This is a genomic window from Methylocystis sp. H62 (assembly GCF_015709515.1).
GTDB lineage: Bacteria > Pseudomonadota > Alphaproteobacteria > Rhizobiales > Beijerinckiaceae > Methylocystis.
The window spans coordinates 40,728-57,481 of the sequence record NZ_JADNQZ010000059.1 but is presented as its reverse complement, the minus strand read 5'-3'; the positions used below and the strand labels follow the sequence as shown (position 1 = coordinate 57,481).

Here is a 16,754-nt window from a genome sequence, read left to right as displayed (position 1 = left end):
TGAAAAGATGAACTTCGCCAGCAAACAGATAGAGGCCCAGCCGTCGCCGCCGACGTGCCTGCCCTGGCCGCGTGAGATCGTCGACAGAGCTGGTTGGCTCGCTTTCGCCGAAAGTCTTGCGAAGGGCGCGCGCGAGCTCCTCAGCCTGTGGGGCGAACCTTCGAGCGTTCACATGGCGGTGCTCGAAGAGCGGCAGCCGCGCCTGCGCATCGTCAGTTTGGAGTGTCCCGAGGGCTCCTTTCCATCCGTCGGGCGATTGCATCCGCCGGCGTTGAGGCTTGAGCGCGCGATCCGCGATCTTTATGGCCTGCGAGCCGAAAATGCGCCCGACGCGCGGCCCTGGCTCGATCATGGCCGTTGGGGCGTGCGTCATCCCTGCAGCGACCCCGAAAAGATCGACTCCACCAAAGACAGTTACGCATTCCTTCCCGCCGAAGGCGAACCGCTCCACCAGATACCGGTCGGACCCGTGCATGCCGGCATTATCGAGCCGGGCCATTTCCGCTTCTCCGCCAATGGCGAAACCGTCGTGCGTCTTGAGGAGCGGTTTGGCTTTGTGCACAAGGGCGTCGATCAACTGATGGCCGGCGCCTCGATCGAGCGCGCCGCGCGTCTCGCGGCGCGCGTGTCCGGCGACAGCACGGTCGCCTATAACCTCGCCTTTTCGCAGGCGGTCGAAGCGGCGTTCGACGTCCATGTTCCGCCGCGCGCGATATATCTGCGCGCGCTGATGGCCGAACTGGAACGCCTCGCCAATCATTTCGGCGATATCGGCGCCATCTGCAACGACGCGGCCTTCGCATTGATGCATGCGCAATGCGGCATCGTCCGCGAACGCATCTTGAGAGAAGCGGCAAGTTGCTTCGGACACCGCCTGATGATGGATCGCATCGCGCCGGGAGGCGTTGTCGTCGATTTGGAGCAAGAGAACGTCACGGCGCTCTTCACGCTGATCGAATGGATCGAGCTGATGACTCCGCGCCTGATCGCGCTCTTCGGCGACACGACGTCGCTGCAGGATCGGACCGTCGGGACAGGATACGTCAGTGAGGCGCTCGCAAAGCAATATGCGTGCGGCGGCTATGTCGGTCGCGCCTCCGGCCGGACGTTCGACGCGCGCAAGGCGATCGGTTACGCCCCCTACCCGCAGCTGACCTTCGAGATCGGCGCCTCGAAGGAAGGCGACGTCGATGCGCGCGTATGGGTCCGCTTCGACGAAATCAAAGCCTCGCTGAAACTCCTCAGACAGATTCTCGACGAAATGCCGGAGGGACCGATCATCGCTGCCTGGGCGCTGCCGGAAGACTGGACGCGGGAAGGCGCGGCGCTCGTCGAAGGATTCCGCGGCGACATCTTCGTTTGGCTGCGCATGCGCGCTGACGGCGTGGTGCAGCGCTGCCATTTGCGCGATCCGTCCTGGTTCCAATGGCCGCTGCTCGAAGCGGCGATCAAGGACAACATCGTCGCCGACTTCCCGCTCTGCAACAAATCCTTCAACTGCTCCTACTCGGGGCACGATCTCTAGGACGCGCGCACGATGCAGAAATTCTTGCTTCAAGGCCTGCTTCGGCGCGCTCTGACCGAACCGGCGCCCACGCCGACTCCGACGTCGATCGCGGAACTTGGCTACACGCTCGGCCGAACGGCGCGCCAGAAACTGGGACGCAGCCTGTCGATCCGCGAAGTCGACGCGGGGTCCTGCAATGGCTGCGAACTGGAAATACATGCGCTCAACAACGCCTATTACGATCTCGAAAGGTTCGGCCTGCGTTTTGTCGCGTCGCCGCGCCATGCCGACGTCTTGCTCGTCACCGGTCCGGTGACGAAAAACATGCGCGAAGCGCTTGAGCGAACCTATGCGGCGACGCCCGATCCAAAATGGGTGATCGCCGTCGGCGACTGCGCCTTCGACGGCGGCGTTTATTGCGAGAGCTATGCATGCGTTGGCGGCGTCGCCAACGTCGTCCCTGTCGATCTCCATATTCGCGGCTGCCCGCCTGACCCCACAACGCTGCTCAAAGGATTGATCGCTTTCGTTGACACGATGAGCTGATCGACGCCAGCGAGTCCGATGGAAGATGGCCGCCGCCTGAAACATGGTGGCGGCCATTTTTGCGAAACGCACGAGCAATGTTTGAGGGCGCAGAGATAAACTCGGGAAAAACCTGCGCATAAAAACTTGGCTAGAACGCAAGCGTGCGAATGTAGAGGACGCACCAATGCAGACGCGCCAGAACGCCAAGGTTTTTTTTCGAGCTGAGCCTTTCTGGAGCGACGCAAAGGCGAGGATCCATTTACTTAAAGACGTCAAGCGTTCCGCAGTTGCGCTTACGGCTGCTGGCGTCGTGGCTCTATTGCCGCCACATCGCGCGATGGCCATGACGGACAAGGAGCAGCTGCAAATGCTCCTTGGTCAGGTGAAGCAACTTAAAGCCCGCATGGATAAAAAGGACCGAGAAGAGCAGGAGCGTCGCCGGGCCGAAACAGTAAATGCTCGCAGTGCGAACGTCAGGGAAACGGCGCTGACGCCGGTCGCCGCCGTCGCCATGCCAAGGATCCCAGATAGGTTCGTCTACAAGGGTCTGGAGATTATTCCCGGCGGCTTTCTGGCGCTCGAGTCTGTCTGGCGCAACCACTGGGTCGGCGCCGACGTCGCCACGCCCTTCAACGCCATTCCCTATGGCTTCGCGACCGCCGGACATACGGACGAGTTTCACTTCAGCGCCCGCGCGACACGTCCCGCTCTCCTCGTGCGCGGCGATCTCAATCCCACGACGCATATCCAGGGCTATTTCGAAACGGACTTTCTCGGCGCGGCCCAGACGGCGAACGCGAACCAGAGCAATTCGTACAATCTCCGCGTTCGCCAAGCCTACACCAACATCGACAACGACGATTATGGGCTGCATTTCACGGCAGGTCAGACCTGGTCGCTCGTAACGATGAATTCACTCGGCACTCGGCCTGACACGTCGTTGCAGCCGCCGACGATCGACCACAATTACATGCCCGGCTATGTCTGGGATCGAAATCCTGGCATCCGCATTTACAAGGATTTCGGAAAGCAATTCTGGTTGGCCTTGGCCGCGGAAGGCTCGGCCAACACCTTCGCCGCGCCCGGCCCAGGATTCGGGCCCGTCTCCACGCTTCTTCCCAACAATCTCGGAATCCCCGCGCCCGCCCTGCTCGCCCTGGCGACGAACGGCGGCTCCCTCAACACCTTGGACACTTATTCCTTCAATCGACTTCCCGATCTCGTCGGCAAGGCCGCATGGGATGCGCCACTCGGCGACCGGACGGTGCATCTCGAAGCGTTCGGGGTGGCGCGTGAAATCACCGAGCGCGTCTATTTTGGCAATCATCGAGTTTGGGTAGGCGGCGTTGGCGCCGGCGCAGTTATCCCGTTCATTCCCAAGATCCTGGAATTCCAGGTGTCGGGCATGATCGGACGCGGCGTCGGCCGTCTCGCATCGAGTCAGCTTCCCGATGCGACCTATTCAGTTTTCGGCGCGCTCCAGCCACTCCATCAGCGAAGCCTCCTCGTCGGCGCAACGCTGCATCCGACGCCACAAACCGATGTTTTTGCATTCGCGGGCGGCGACATCGCCGGCAAGAATCCGCAGGTCACCGCCATCAACGGCACAATCTTCGCCGGTGGCTACGGCAATCCGCTTTATAACAATATCGGCTGTAGTCTGGAAAATCCCATATCGCAGGTTACGCCGGGCGTCGCAGCAGCGGTTCCACTTGCGGCGCTCGGCAATCCCGTTTTCAATTGTTCCGGACAGACCCACGCGCTACGCGAAATCACCGCCGGAGCCTGGCACACGCTCTACGAGGGACCGGCCGGCAAAATCAGGGTCGGCGTGCAATTCGCCCATATCATTCGTAACGGCTTCAACGCGGTCGGCGGCGCGCCACGCGGCTCGGAAAACACCATCTTGACGAGCTTCCGCTACTTTCCCTTCTAGGGTTCGGTCCTACGGCTTTAAGCGCGCTTCTCCAATGCGCTTCATTGTTCGAAAGCCCATATCCGGCTCCAATCGCTCTTCATGCTGATGACGAACCATCCTCGCCGCTTCGCCTCGTCATACAAAGACTGAGGAAACGTCCCAATTCTGGTGTCAGGCAATCCGAGCGCTGGGCCATAGGCGAATTCCCGCTTGGCGTCGTCGTGCAAAACCAACATGCCAAACCGCGCGCCGTCCCCCGACGTCGTGTATTCGAGCATCTGCCGGTCGCCGGTTGAATTTCCGAACGCGGCGCGCGGACGACGACCGATCATCAAATGGATGGCCTCGGGCTTGCCGGCGCCGACGTCGCTGAGCAGCGTTTCGGCGCTCTCGATCAGAACGGGACGCCCGCGCTTGTCATAATGGTAACTCACGCTCTCCAGAGTCCCGACAATCTGCTCGGGCGGAACGCCATAGGTCTGCTCTGCATAGACTCGCACGAAATCCTGCCCGCCTCCGGTGACGATGTAAGTCTTATAGCCGTTGGCGCGTAGATGCTTCATCAGCTCGAGCATCGGCAGATACGTCAGCTCGGTGTAGCGGCGGCCCCAGCGCGGGTGTCTCGCTGTCTCAAGCCATTTCTCTGCATCCGCTCTAAACTGCTCTACGCTCATGCCGCTGGACTGCACGGCCATGATCTTGATGAGGTCCTTCGTGGAAAGCTTCGATATCGCTTCGATGTTGCGCGAAAGCGCTGTCTTGAAGGGCTCGATCTTCGCAAGCGCCGGTCTTGCCTTTACGACGGCAGGCAGGCGATCCAGACAATACATCAACTGCGGGTATATCGGATGGGACGCCCAGAGCGTGCCATCCTGATCGAAGACCGCGATGCGCTCCTCGGGCGGCACGAATTTCGTATTGGATGGATCGGTCGTCGTTCGAATGAATTCGACGATGGCAGTTTTCGTCGGAGCTTCGTTCCATGACGGAAGCGGATCGCTTCCCGCCCTGACAGACGATCCCGCCAACAGGAATGTTGTGGCCATCACAGCGATCAGGAAGCTCAATCGAACCAGCGTTTTCATCATTCCCCCTGATAGGCTGACAGGTCGTCCAAGAAGCGCCTCCGACGAGGTCGCATGTCTGCATGAACGGATGGTCGACGGCAGACGATGGACGCGCCGATCTATAAGCGATTTACACGATTGATTGTATTGCCCTTCGCGGGCGGACATACGTCTCCGCTGAGGAGCAGCTGCTTCGCAGACGATCAACTGAAAGCGCGAAGCGCCGCGACAAATTTGCAACGCTCGGCGCAATTCGTCGACGAAAGACGCGAGAAAATCGGAACAGAGATTGATTTCAGTCGTTGTTAGGATGACGTTCTAGACAGGTTGTTCAGTGGTCCTTCTCTAAAGAAGGAGATTTCCGATGACCACCAGGAAGCTTCAGCGAAGGCGAAACGCGATCAGATCGATTCTCCAGAACCTGGAGACTCGTCCGTTCTGCGAGGATCATCTGCCGCACTCCGGCGGATGGTTGAGCCAGCCTCGACCCAGGCTGTCGCGCAGCGCCTCCAGCGGCGGCAGCCAAGGCGATCGCCGCTAGAAATTTGATGCAGGCGCGTGAGCGCCTCTCAACCGCGCCCGCAATTGGGACGCGACAGCGTTCCGGCGACGAACGCCCCGACCGTGAATGTAACGGCGGGGCGTTCTGCATAGAGCGAAAAGATCTCAGAAAAAAAATCTCAGCAAGCGCCGGCTTTGGTAGCGGGCTCAGCATTCACTTTTCAGATCGGGAAGCCTCCGTCGCCTCCAGCACATTCTCGATCGGGCAGTTGAACTCCCAGACGACGCCTGCGCTGTCGTATTGGAGCCTTGCAGCCCCTCTGAGGTTCAGTCTGATCATATCGCGGATGACTGTGGACCCAAAGCCGCTACGCGCGGGCGGCGCCACCGCGGGACCCTCCGTTTCACGCCAGCTCATCGTGAAGCGCCGGCCCTCGCCATCGTGCTTGTGGACCCCCCATTCGATGTCGACGCGGCCATCCGAGGTGGACAGCGCGCCATATTTGACGGCGTTGGTCGCCAGCTCATGCAGCGCCATGCTGAAAGATTGCGACGCCGCGGCCGAGATCGTCAGCGGCGGGCCTTTGAGCGTGATGCGATGGTCGATCAAATCCTCCAGATGAGCGAGCTGCGAGCGGACGAGATCGCTTAGCGTGACGCCTTGCCAGTCGCTGGCGACCAGCAGGTCCTGATTCGCGGCGAGAGACAAAATGCGCTCTTGGAACGTTTCCTCGAAGTCGCGTCCTGGATCGCCCGCGGTCGCTCGTGCGATGGCCAGCACGATGCTCAACATGTTTTTCGAGCGGTGATTGAGCTCACGCATGAGAAGAGCGCGCTGTTCCTCCGCGCGCACGCGCTCCGTCACGTCTCTCGACAGCACCGCGACTCTTGGGCTTTCCGCTTCCTCGACGCGGAAGACAAAGGCGTCATAGATCTTGCCGAGCGCGCGCGCTCTGCGGACGACGCGTTCGGCGTTCCCGGACACCGCAACTCTGCCGATCGTATCGATCCAGTCCTTTTCCAGGCTGGGCACAAGCTCGCGACCGCTCCGCCCTTCAACGTTCTTCAGTCCCGTTATAGCCTCAAAGGCTGGATTGACCTCAAGGAAGCGGTAGTCGATCGCATGACCTTGCTCGTCATAGAGCGGCTCGACCACCGTGAAGCTTTCGTCGATGGATTCGAACAGCAGGCGATACCGCGACTCGCTCTCGCGCAGCGCCTCTTCCGCGCGCGCCCGCTCGATCGCCGACCACGTTCGCTCGGCGACGTTCTCCGCCGCCGCCACCTCAGCAGCGCTCCATATACGCGGCAGGCGGGAATGAATGGCGAGCACCGCGACAAGCCGCTTGTCTTTAACCAACGGCACGCTAAGAACCGCGGCAATCGAACGGCTGTTGAAGGTCCGTAGGCTCTCCGGCGCCGACGTTCGCGGGTCCTGACTGACGTCGCCGACCGCGACCGTCCTGCCGCGCTTCAGGTCGGCGATAAAAGCCTCGCCAAAGTCCAAAAGACGATGGCGCCCGGCGTTGCTTGGCGCCGCGCCGGCGTTCCAGTCTTGCTGAACAGTTGCGTATTCGCCGGCCTCGTCGATCTCCGCATAGGCCGCCTGGTTGGCCTCGAGATGCCGGCCCAGGACTTCGCTCGCCGCAGCCTGAATGGCCACGGGATCCGCCAATGGGCGCAAACGATCATTCAGCTCGACGAGCATATTCTGCCGAGCCTCGCGGTCCAGACGTTTCGCCTCGGGCGTCCGCTGCTCTGTCGTGTCGCGTATGGCGAGAAGGATGAGGTTAAGCTTGTCGAGCCGACGGCCGTTCAGCAGCATCACCCGAGGACCGAAGCCTTGGAACACGCGTTCGATCCGGAAGTCGTCGAAACTCTGGCGGAGGGGAAGAATGTCCTCAAGCAGCCGTCGCAGCTCCGGGGTGTCCCACTGGCCATCGCCCAGCTCGTAAATGGGGCGTCCTTCGGTCTCCTCGGGCCCTCCCCCGAAGAGTTGATAGAAGGGCCGATTCGCCGAGTGAACCGTAAGGTCCCCGTGGAGAATCAGCAGCGCTTCATGCACACTGTCGATCAGTTTCTCGGCGAATTCTATTCCGCCCTCGTGTTCATCACGAAGCCGCTCACGCTCAGCGTCATCGGATATCGCAAGCAGGATAAAATCTTTTTCATCTGGCCTGCGGATGCGCCTGGCCTTGAGCCGCAGGATGCGACGGCCGACACGTTCGAAGTCATGTTCAACGCGGCAATCCTCGATCGTACTGTTGCGCTCAACAATTTGCTCTAGCAGCCGGCGCAGCTCCGGGATGTCCCACTGACCGTCGCAAAGCTCATAAACCGGCCGGCCGACTGTCTCCTCGCGCGTCACCCGAAACTGACTGAGGAACGCGTCATTGGCGACCTCGACCGTGAGCTGTGGATCAAGCGCCAGCAGCGGCAAGCCCACGGTCTCCAGAATTGAACTCGCATAGGCGGAAATGTCAGTCTCGGTTGTCATGCCTACCGAACTCAGATCGACGATCAGCCTTGCTGAAGGTAACGCGTTTGGACGCCAGAGGAACCCCGTAATGCGAAAGGCGCGCGCAGGGGATACGATCGTCTGGCGAATCTCGATTATGATGCCCTTCAATCGCCATTAACTGTCGATTCGAGGGAACACGTGCTTTTAAAATTCTGGATGTCGCAGACGACGCTCGTGATGGCGCTCATGCTCACAGGCGCCATGGCCGCTATCGCGCTTTTCCTGTGCTGGCTCAGTTTCGCCTCGCGCTTTGCCGCCTATGCACAGAGCTGGAAAGGCGTCGTGCCGCCCTTCGTCGCCGTCCCGGCGACCCTGTTTGGCCTGCTGATGACGTTTCTCTCGCAGGACGTCTGGGACGCAAATCGCAGCGCCTATCGCGCCATCGCCATGGAGCGCGAACAATTGGCGACGCTCGCAGCGCTTTCGGGCAATCATGGAGTCAACGCGGACGATATTCCGCGCGCTGTGCGTGACTATGTGGAAACCGCCGTTGGCCTCGAATGGAAAACCATGGAAGACGGCAAAGAATCGGCGGAAACCGAGGCCGCGTTAAACAGACTCACGCGCGCGGTCGCCAGCGCGAGAATCGACGCGGCCTTCCAGCGCGCGCTCGTCGATACGGTGATGCGTTTGCGATCGGCGCGGGAACAACGACTCGCGATTGCGGGGGCCTTTCCCGACGATCGCAAATGGGCGGCGGTGATCATCATCGCCTTCATCACGCAAATCGCCCTTGCCGTCGTGCATCTCGACCGCCCGAGGCCCCAGCTTCTCGCGCAAGCGATATTCGCTTTGGCGGCGATCGTCCCGATATCGCTCGTCGCATCCGTGGACGAGCCCTATTCGCCGCCCAATGCGGTGAGTTCCGAGCCGCTTGTGCAACTGCTGGAGCGCTATCCTCAAAAGTGACCGGCTCACCTTTGATAGCGCCCTGCAGACGCAGCTAAGAGTTCCAAGAAAATTGCATTAACCTTCAACGAACGCCGGAACGCGTTCCGGCCCCGAACCCGAGTCCAATCGAGACGAGCCCATGACCAAAATTCAAAAAGTGGTTGGCACCGCTTTTGTCGTGGCGGAATTCCGCAATGACGAAAACACGCAAGCTCATCCGCTCTACCGCGATCCCTACGTACACCTGTTCCTCGATCGCGAAACGAAAGAGGCGGCGGACCGCATTTCTCAATCGTTTCCGCCAATACGCAACAATGTGCGACTGAGGACCCGCTACTTCGACGACCGGCTTCGTCATCAGATCGACCGAGGGCGCCGACAGATCCTCATCCTTGGCGCCGGACTCGACACAAGGCCGCAGCGGATCGCGGCCGATGGCGTCGCCTATTTTGAAATCGACGCTCCTGAAACCCAGGCGTTCAAGAAGGCGAAGCTCGAAGAAAGCGATGTCGATCCCAACACGACATATATCGGGGCGGACTATGTGACGGATGGAATGATTGATCTCCTACGAGAAAACGGATGTGATTTCCGGCTTCCCACCCATGTTATCTGGGAAGGAAACACAATGTATTTGAACGACGCTTCTGTGTGTCAGATCCTGAAGAGCCTCATGCGCCACATCGAGAGCTGCTCGGTGTCCTTCGACTATATGGCGCAGGATGTGATCAGCAACGCCACTGGCGATCCTGAAATCACCAGCGTCGTCGAGAGATTCGCCGCCATGGGAGCCCCTTGGACGTACGGGATCGACGATCTTGCCGCAGTCGCCGCGCGTTGCGGGGCGAGCGTGCTCGATCGGGCGACGCTCGCCGACCTTCATCGAACCTATTGGCCGGATCAGCCGTTATCGTCGCCTATTTACGGGTATTATTCGCTTTGCACGCTGCAGAACGCGGTGGCGTCTTAGTCGGCACGCCGCTGCCTGCGCCTGGGGGAACGAGCGCAAACGCCGTAAACATCGTCAGGGAGACGGCCCAGCGCTACATGAATATCAAAATCGTAAGGCAGGAGGCCCCCATGCCAAAAGGCATTCAGTTCACCGGCGATTTTGAGGTATCCGCGATGCCGGCGCTCATCCCTGGCAGCTGGTATATTGGATTTGCGTGCAAACAGTGCCGACAACGCTTTGCTTTTCTGAGCGAGCTGACAGGCACGGGCGCTCTGGAGATATCCGGGCCCGCCACATTTAAGGTGGCGTGTCCGAACTGCGGAGCGCGCGGAGAATATTCGGCCACCGAGGTCATACAGTTTCAGGCCGCTCAGGGCGGCCCATCGTCGACCGCCTGAGGCGAGTCGCGCCGCCCTCACGTAACCCTCATTTGCCGCCGCAGCGCTCGAGGCTCAACCGGCTCGTTCGTAATGGGCGGTGAAGTGCCTCAGAAATGGCGCCTGTTCAGTGATCCGGTAGGCTTCGATTGACTCGCGCTGGCGGCCAATGGCGTCGAGCACTTCGATCAGATAGTCGAAATGGCTCTGCGTATAAACCCGGCGAGGGAACGCCAACCGCACCAATTCGTGCGGCGCGGGAATCTCCTCTCCCCCTCCCGGCGCAGGCTTTCCGAACATGACGCTGCCGAGCTCCACGGCGCGAACCCCGCCCTCGAGATAGAGCGCATTAACGAGCCCGATCCCGGGATAGTCGCTGGCCCTCAAATGCGGGCAAAACGCGGCGGCGTCGATGAATATGGCGTGGCCACCGGCTGGGCGCACGATCGGGATGTCGCGCGAGATCAGCGCCGACGCCACATATTCGACTGTCGCATGTCGATAGCGCTGATAGTCGTATTCCAACGCCTCCAACAGGCCGACGGAGATGGCTTCCAGATCGCGGCCGGCGAGACCGCCATATGTCGGAAATCCTTCGGTCAGGATGAGCAGGTTGCGGAAGTCATCAGCCCATGAATCATTGTTGCAGGCGAGAAATCCTCCGATATTTGCGAGCCCGTCCTTTTTTGCGCTCATCGTCGCCCCATCGGCGAATGAAAACATTTCCCGCGCGATTTCGAGCAGGCTGCGATCGGCGAAGCCTTGCTCGCGTTCTTTGATGAAGAAAGCGTTTTCCGCAAAGCGGCAGGCGTCGATGATCAGCGGAATGCCGCGCTTGTTCAAGATTTCCTTGACGCTCCGGACGTTTTCCATCGACACCGGTTGGCCGCCGCCGGTGTTGTTGGTCACTGTCAGCATGCAGAAGGGAATGTTTCCGGCGCCGTCGGCCTCGATCAACTGTTCGAGCTTGCCAAGGTCCATATTTCCCTTGAACAGTTTCTCAGATTGCAGATCGCGCGCTTCGGTCGACGGCAGATCCGTCGCAACGGCGCCGACATATTCGATGTTCGCGCGCGTCGTGTCGAAGTGACCATTGTTGGGAACGACGTTCCCTTTCTGGAGACGCGTCGCAGCCAGAATGCGCTCGGCGGCGCGCCCCTGATGCGTCGGAAAAATGTGTTTGAAGCCGGTAATCTCGCGCACGGTTTGCTCGAAGCGTCGCCAAGAGCGGCTTCCGGCGTAGCTCTCGTCGCCAAGCATCAGAGCCGACCATTGACGGTCCGACATAGCGCCCGTGCCGCTGTCGGTCAGCAAGTCGATGGTGACGTGGTCGGCGTCCAAGAGGAAGACATTGTTGAAGGCGCTGGCGAGAAGCGCCTCACGCTCGCTGCGCGTGGTGATGGGCAGCGCCTCGGTCATCTTGATGCGAAACGGCTCGATGATCGTTCTCACGGGAATGCTCGCGATAATAGCCGAGCCGACCGGGCTGTCGGCCACATGCGACTCACATGGGCCTCATCGCACGGCTGGTCCACTTCCAAGCGCCAACGGCAGGCATCGCCGCTCGTTCACAGCCGCCTGCGAGCCGCTTTCTCGTTGATGGGTTTAATCTTGGGGATCGTCGGGCCGTTCGGCGCGTTCTGGCGTTCGCGCGTTTGACGCGGCGCGTGCATGGCGGATGCCGAACCGATTGCGCCAAGCCTGGTCGCGGCGCCGGGAGCGGCCATCGATTACGACTGCGCCGATCAACGGCGATCGTTACTGCTTCTCCCCGAGCCGTCCGAAAAACTTGCGAACCGAATTCGCGGTGCGCTTCAGAAAGGTGGAGAGGCCGTCGGTCTTTCGAGAGGCGTGATGGCTGGCGTTCTTGTCCTTGGCTTGATGCTTGGGTTTGGCGTCCGCGCCGGCATTGACTGCTCCGCGTTTGGACTCAGACGCATTTTGCTCTTGTTCGGGCCTGATCTGCTCACGCGATCTTTCCGGCGCCCCGGCTGCGGGCTCCGCATTTGAATTCTTGTCCGGCTTTGCAGGCGCGGCGGCTTCCGGAGCGGCCCGCGGAACGGGCGCCGGCAGAGTCGCCGCTGGCGCAGCCTCATTGTCATGGAGCGCCTTGTCTCCCTGCTCGCGCTCTTGGGATGGAGAGCGCGCTTTGCTTCCCTGCTCGGCGCCTGGCGCAACAGGATCGGGTTTCGAGCCTTCTGGCGTTGCGGCCGGAGGCGCGGCGATGATCGCGGCGTCGCTCGGCCCGGCCGGCGCGGCGGCGCTCGGATGTGTCGGCGCGTCGTTTGTCGGCGCGCTCCCCTTCTCCATGGGCTGCGCCGCCGGGGCGCCCGACGTCTCCGGCTTGGGCAATACGCTCTGGCTGCGATTGACCTTTTCTTGTGTTGTCGGCGGCGATGCGCGGCGCGCGCCTGCGCGTTTGGTTGTGTCGACAGAGCCAAAGAGCAATGTCTTGACGCCAATAATAGAAACCAAACCGCCAACAACGACGAGACCGGCTATTAGGACTATCCGGCCGGCGCGGCGCGGCGGCTTATCGAGAACCGTTCCGTCGTGGCCGCGTAGGAGAGGCACAAGGGCTGTTGCTGAAGCTTGATCATTGGCGCCTGTCGCGGCGTCTTGCTTCGCAGACCCGCGATCCTCGGACAGGCTGATCCGCTCCGCCGCGACGCCGCCATCCGACGGCGACAAGGCCAGATCTGAAAGGGAATGGTCGTCGCCAACGCCCGGCGCTTCTGCTTCATCGGGGCTGGCGATCGTTTCTCGTCGCCGTTCTTCTTGCTGGTGACGCTTGAAGCCTTCGATGAGCCAATTATCGACGGGAACTTCCTTGCTTGCCGCATGCGGATGTGCGCCACCGGATTGATGGCGCGCCGCTTTTGCGCGCTCTTCCGCTTGCCGGCGCCTGAAGGCTTCGGCGATCCAATTATTGCCGGATCCGTCGTGAGCTTGGCGCGTTTCGCCGATGTCGGCGCCTGGGGAAGAGCCGCGCTCGCTGCTTCGCCGCGCGTCTTCACGGCGTTCAAAGGCGCCGAGCGTCCAATCGCTTTCGAGAATTTCTTGCAAAATCTTATCCCCACTCACCGGCTCCGCTCCTGCGCTCATGGCTGCAGCGATGATCATCCGGGAACGCATGAGGTTTACACGAATGATCGATGCTAGCTGACTGGCGGCGTGCGTCAATGATCCTGGGCTAGACTCCGCCCTGGTCAGGTTGGCGGCGCGCGAAATCTGCGCGCGAACAAGCTCCTATCGCAAGCGTCGCTCTAATAAGATCAGCCGCGGCAGACCTTCCATGCCGAGCTTACGACGCGCCATGTGGACGCGCCATGTGGACGCGCCATGCGGACGCGCCATGCGGACGCGCGGTTGAGCGCGCCGTGGAGCTCAATGTGACGGTGGCGCAGAAATGGCCATTCGGGGTAAGCTCTCGCTAAGCGGGAAGTGGTGAGAGAAGGTGGAACGCTGCGGCGGCCGCGCCAGACGGCCAAGACGGAAGCGAGTGCAGAAATTTTCAACACAAGGAAACAGACTATGCGGACTGTCCTCAAATTTTCGATTGCGCTCGCGTTTGTTGGAATCTCCCATCCCGCACTGGCGGCCCAGTGTGGACGCTCGGCGGCGGGCTTCGACAATTGGAAGCAGGAATTCGCGCAGGAAGCGCGCGGCCAGGGCATCGGTCAGGCGGGCATCAGCGCGCTCATGGGCACCCATTACAACGCGCCGACGATTTCCGCCGACCGCGGCCAGAAGAGTTTCCGTCTTTCGCTCGACCAGTTCCTCGCCAAGCGCGGCGGCTCGGCCATTGTGTCGCGTGGCCGTGCGCTCAAGCGGTCCTACGGCGGTCTCTTCGCGCAGATCGAGCAGCGCTACGGCGTGCCGCCAGGACCTCTTCTCGCGATCTGGGGGATGGAGACCGGATTTGGCGCGGTGCATGGCAATCAGCACGCGCTGTCGGCTGTCGCGACCTTGGCCTATGACTGCCGCCGCTCCGACTTTTTCACCGATCAGCTCTATGCCGCGCTGACATTGGTGGATCGAGGCGCGCTGTCGCCGAGCGCGCGCGGCTCGATGCATGGCGAAATTGGCCAGACCCAATTCCTGCCGAAGAACATCCTGAATTACGGCGGCGGCGGCAATCTCGACAACTCGGCCGCGGCGCTCAACGCCACGGCGAATTTCCTTCACGCCCATGGCTGGCGCGCGGGAGGCGGCTATCAGCCGGGCGAGAGCAATTTCAGCGCGATCCAGGCGTGGAATGCAGCTTCGGTCTATCAACAGGCGATTGCGCAGATTGGCCGCCAGATCGACGGCGGCGGCGCCTACCAGTGACCGCGCTAAGCCAAAAAAACGCCGGCGCGATCGGCGCCGGCGCAATTCCTCAAACGCCTCGAGGCGAGGCGCCATCACTCAGCCGGAGTCGCCTCCGGTCCGTGGTCCTCATCTGGCGCACTCGGCGGCGGCGGCGGCGGGGGTTTGTGAGCCTTGGCCGCGGTCGTCGTGTCACGACGGCGATGGACGAGATAGATTAAGAAGGCGGCGATCGTGCCGAGGCCGAGAGTAAGATAGACCGGCAGATCGCGCATGAAGCTCTTTCCCACCGAGAAGGGGAAGCGAGACACCCAACGCTCACCGTGATCGCCCGTGACCGTGACGATGCCGACGAAATAGCCCGGCTCATCGAACGTATGTTCGAAATTGATCGTGCCTGTCGGGTAGCTCTTGGGTTCCCGGTAGGCGACGGTGACGGCCTGGAGATCCGCGTTTTCCTTCTCCTCCCCGCCGATATCCTTGACGATGCGCAACTCGACCTTCATGTCGCGCAGCTCTTCCTGCTCCGCGTCGAAAACCATGATAATCGGCCCGGTGGCGGGAATGTCTTCGCAGAATTCGTTCTTGGACGCTTCCGGCAGGTAGCCCGTGAAATTCATGATGTCCGGCCCAATGAAGAGCCGGCACCGGCCTTCGGCCGCCCCCAAGCGCCCGTGCGCCTCTGCCGGAGCGGTCGCGCCGGCGACCATCGTCACGACAACAGCCGCGGCCGATAAAACAGCGAGGCGAAGGCCTCTAGCGAAACGGAAAGCATACCGCTGCGCGAAGCGATCTTCGCCCACGTCCGGCGCGGGATGCGCTTCCGGATTTCCACCATCACGCATGATGACCTCCTGGGTCTTCGTGTGACAAGAACACGCGACTCTCAGAAATGTTGCCTTCGCGCCGCACAAACCACTCCCGTCACGCTTCCGCTCGGGGAGTCGCTCCTAACAACGCCTGAGGCTTGATGTTAGCGGATTCCGGCGCATCAGCAAGGGTGCGACAATCAGCCGCTGTTTCCGCGGCGCGCAACGTGGCGGCCCTCTCTATGCGCCGCGCTCCTTGGAATCGCCGACAACCGAACGAACGCCGCTTGGAAAAATGCATTTTGCAGCGCGAAATAAAATTGACAAAAATCAGAAAAATATTCTCCGCCGGCTTTCCGTCGTGAAACCACCTTAACAAGAGTTCATCACAGGGAAGCTTGCCACCCAATTAAGGCGGAGCCATATTCAGCGCGAGGCTGGGAGCGCTTTTCTCTATCGCGAAGCGCGGAACGGCCAAACAGACCAAGAGGATCACATGTCCAACTTCGACCGCAACACCAGCTTCGGCTACGGGCGCGGGGTCGCGCGGCCGACCACGGCTGAGATCGACCAGGGCCTGCGCGCCTATATGCTTGGCGTCTATAATTATATGACGCTGGGCTTGGCCGTGACCGGGCTCGTCGCGCTCGGCGTTTATATGCTCGCCGTCGCCAAGGTGGCGCCCGGCGCGATCGAACTGACGTCCTTCGGCCACACGCTCTACACCACACCGCTGCGCTGGGTGGTGATTCTGTCGCCGCTGGCGTTCATTTTCTTCCTGGGCGCGCGCGCGAACACCATTTCGGCGGCGACGGCCCGCAATCTCTTCATCGCCTTCGCGGCGGTGATGGGACTGTCGATGTCCTCGCTTCTGCTCGTCTTCACCGGCGTATCGATTGCGCGGGTCTTCTTCATTACCGCGGCGGCGTTCGGCGGGCTGAGCCTATACGGCTACATGACGCAGCGGGATCTGTCGGCCTTCGGCTCCTTCCTGGTGATGGGCGTCTGGGGGCTCGTGATCGCCGGCCTCGTCAATCTGTTCCTGCAGTCGACCGGCCTGCAGTTCGCGCTGTCGATCATCGCGGTGTTGGTGTTCGCCGGCCTGACGGCCTGGGACACGCAGAACATCAAGGAGATGTATTACAGCAGCGACAGCCATGAAGTCGCGCAGAAGAAGAGCGTTTTTGGCGCGCTCTCGCTCTATCTGGACTTCATCAACATGTTCCAGTCGCTGCTGTTCCTGTTCGGCCAGCGCAACAACTAAACGGGCGCCCCGCCTGAGAAAAGCCCCGCTTCGGCGGGGCTTCTTCTTGCGTAAGCCTTTGCGGGCCGGCCCGCCTGTGGCAGAAAGCCGCCGAGCGACCTAACAAGG

The 16,754-nt window shown here is 61.2% G+C and carries 13 protein-coding genes; 8 read left to right on the top strand and 5 right to left on the bottom strand.

Annotation, left to right across the window (positions count from 1 at the left end; translation table 11 throughout):
• The first annotated feature begins 7 nt into the window (after positions 1-7).
• From IYY11_RS19645 to IYY11_RS19635, 3 genes are all read left to right on the top strand, one after another.
• Complete coding sequence (locus tag IYY11_RS19645) at positions 8-1,525, top strand: NADH-quinone oxidoreductase subunit C (protein ID WP_246720120.1); 1,518 nt, start codon at positions 8-10, stop codon at positions 1,523-1,525.
• Positions 1,526-1,537: 12 nt separating this feature from the next.
• The gene (locus IYY11_RS19640; RefSeq protein WP_196405431.1) at positions 1,538-2,053 is read left to right on the top strand and encodes an NADH-quinone oxidoreductase subunit B family protein; all 516 of its coding nucleotides are present in this window, start codon (positions 1,538-1,540) and stop codon (positions 2,051-2,053) included.
• Between the two features lie 325 nt (positions 2,054-2,378).
• Entirely contained in the window at positions 2,379-3,971 is a 1,593-nt protein-coding gene (locus tag IYY11_RS19635) for a hypothetical protein (protein WP_246720118.1), read from the top strand.
• A 41-nt stretch (positions 3,972-4,012) separates the two neighbouring features.
• Here IYY11_RS19635 and IYY11_RS19630 read toward each other — a convergent pair whose 3' ends face one another.
• The gene (locus IYY11_RS19630; protein WP_210331465.1) at positions 4,013-5,041 is read right to left on the bottom strand and encodes an HAD family phosphatase; all 1,029 of its coding nucleotides are present in this window, start codon (positions 5,039-5,041) and stop codon (positions 4,013-4,015) included.
• Between the two features lie 694 nt (positions 5,042-5,735).
• Entirely contained in the window at positions 5,736-8,018 is a 2,283-nt protein-coding gene (locus IYY11_RS19625) for an HWE histidine kinase domain-containing protein (protein WP_196405429.1), read from the bottom strand.
• Between the two features lie 162 nt (positions 8,019-8,180).
• On the opposite strand from IYY11_RS19625, the gene IYY11_RS19620 reads away from it, so the two are divergent.
• The 3 genes from IYY11_RS19620 (at position 8,181) to IYY11_RS19610 (ending at position 10,283) form a co-directional block, all read left to right on the top strand.
• A complete protein-coding gene (locus tag IYY11_RS19620) occupies positions 8,181-8,951 on the top strand; it encodes a hypothetical protein (RefSeq protein WP_312029759.1) in 771 nt (256 codons plus the stop codon).
• A 121-nt stretch (positions 8,952-9,072) separates the two neighbouring features.
• On the top strand, positions 9,073-9,903 hold the full coding sequence (locus IYY11_RS19615; protein ID WP_196405428.1) for a class I SAM-dependent methyltransferase: 831 nt from the start codon (positions 9,073-9,075) through the stop codon (positions 9,901-9,903).
• A 110-nt stretch (positions 9,904-10,013) separates the two neighbouring features.
• A complete protein-coding gene (locus IYY11_RS19610; protein WP_196405427.1) occupies positions 10,014-10,283 on the top strand; it encodes a hypothetical protein in 270 nt (89 codons plus the stop codon).
• Between the two features lie 54 nt (positions 10,284-10,337).
• Here the strand turns inward: IYY11_RS19610 and IYY11_RS19605 are convergent, their stop codons facing one another.
• Together IYY11_RS19605 and IYY11_RS19600 are read right to left on the bottom strand one after the other, a co-directional pair.
• On the bottom strand, positions 10,338-11,759 hold the full coding sequence (locus tag IYY11_RS19605; protein ID WP_312029758.1) for a tryptophanase: 1,422 nt from the start codon (positions 11,757-11,759) through the stop codon (positions 10,338-10,340).
• Positions 11,760-12,020: 261 nt separating this feature from the next.
• Positions 12,021-13,346 (bottom strand): hypothetical protein, encoded by a 1,326-nt coding sequence (locus tag IYY11_RS19600; protein ID WP_196405426.1) that lies wholly within the window; start codon positions 13,344-13,346, stop codon positions 12,021-12,023.
• A 450-nt stretch (positions 13,347-13,796) separates the two neighbouring features.
• Between IYY11_RS19600 and IYY11_RS19595 the strand changes: the two genes are divergently transcribed.
• Positions 13,797-14,594, top strand: coding sequence for a lytic transglycosylase domain-containing protein (locus IYY11_RS19595; RefSeq protein ID WP_196405425.1), 798 nt, complete (start codon positions 13,797-13,799; stop codon positions 14,592-14,594).
• A gap of 74 nt (positions 14,595-14,668) precedes the next feature.
• Here the strand turns inward: IYY11_RS19595 and IYY11_RS19590 are convergent, their stop codons facing one another.
• Complete coding sequence (locus IYY11_RS19590; RefSeq protein ID WP_196405424.1) at positions 14,669-15,418, bottom strand: hypothetical protein; 750 nt, start codon at positions 15,416-15,418, stop codon at positions 14,669-14,671.
• A 460-nt stretch (positions 15,419-15,878) separates the two neighbouring features.
• Between IYY11_RS19590 and IYY11_RS19585 the strand changes: the two genes are divergently transcribed.
• Complete coding sequence (locus IYY11_RS19585) at positions 15,879-16,646, top strand: Bax inhibitor-1/YccA family protein (RefSeq protein WP_196405423.1); 768 nt, start codon at positions 15,879-15,881, stop codon at positions 16,644-16,646.
• The last annotated feature ends 108 nt before the right edge of the window (positions 16,647-16,754 follow it).

Coding starts and splice junctions, on each gene's coding strand:
- IYY11_RS19645 (WP_246720120.1), top strand. CDS start 8: ATGAACTTCGCCAGCAAACAGATAGAGGCCCAGCCGTCGCCGCCGACG.
- IYY11_RS19640 (WP_196405431.1), top strand. CDS start 1,538: ATGCAGAAATTCTTGCTTCAAGGCCTGCTTCGGCGCGCTCTGACCGAA.
- IYY11_RS19635 (WP_246720118.1), top strand. CDS start 2,379: ATGACGGACAAGGAGCAGCTGCAAATGCTCCTTGGTCAGGTGAAGCAA.
- IYY11_RS19630 (WP_210331465.1), bottom strand. CDS start 5,041: ATGATGAAAACGCTGGTTCGATTGAGCTTCCTGATCGCTGTGATGGCC.
- IYY11_RS19625 (WP_196405429.1), bottom strand. CDS start 8,018: ATGACAACCGAGACTGACATTTCCGCCTATGCGAGTTCAATTCTGGAG.
- IYY11_RS19615 (WP_196405428.1), top strand. CDS start 9,073: ATGACCAAAATTCAAAAAGTGGTTGGCACCGCTTTTGTCGTGGCGGAA.
- IYY11_RS19610 (WP_196405427.1), top strand. CDS start 10,014: ATGCCAAAAGGCATTCAGTTCACCGGCGATTTTGAGGTATCCGCGATG.
- IYY11_RS19595 (WP_196405425.1), top strand. CDS start 13,797: ATGCGGACTGTCCTCAAATTTTCGATTGCGCTCGCGTTTGTTGGAATC.
- IYY11_RS19590 (WP_196405424.1), bottom strand. CDS start 15,418: ATGCGTGATGGTGGAAATCCGGAAGCGCATCCCGCGCCGGACGTGGGC.
- IYY11_RS19585 (WP_196405423.1), top strand. CDS start 15,879: ATGTCCAACTTCGACCGCAACACCAGCTTCGGCTACGGGCGCGGGGTC.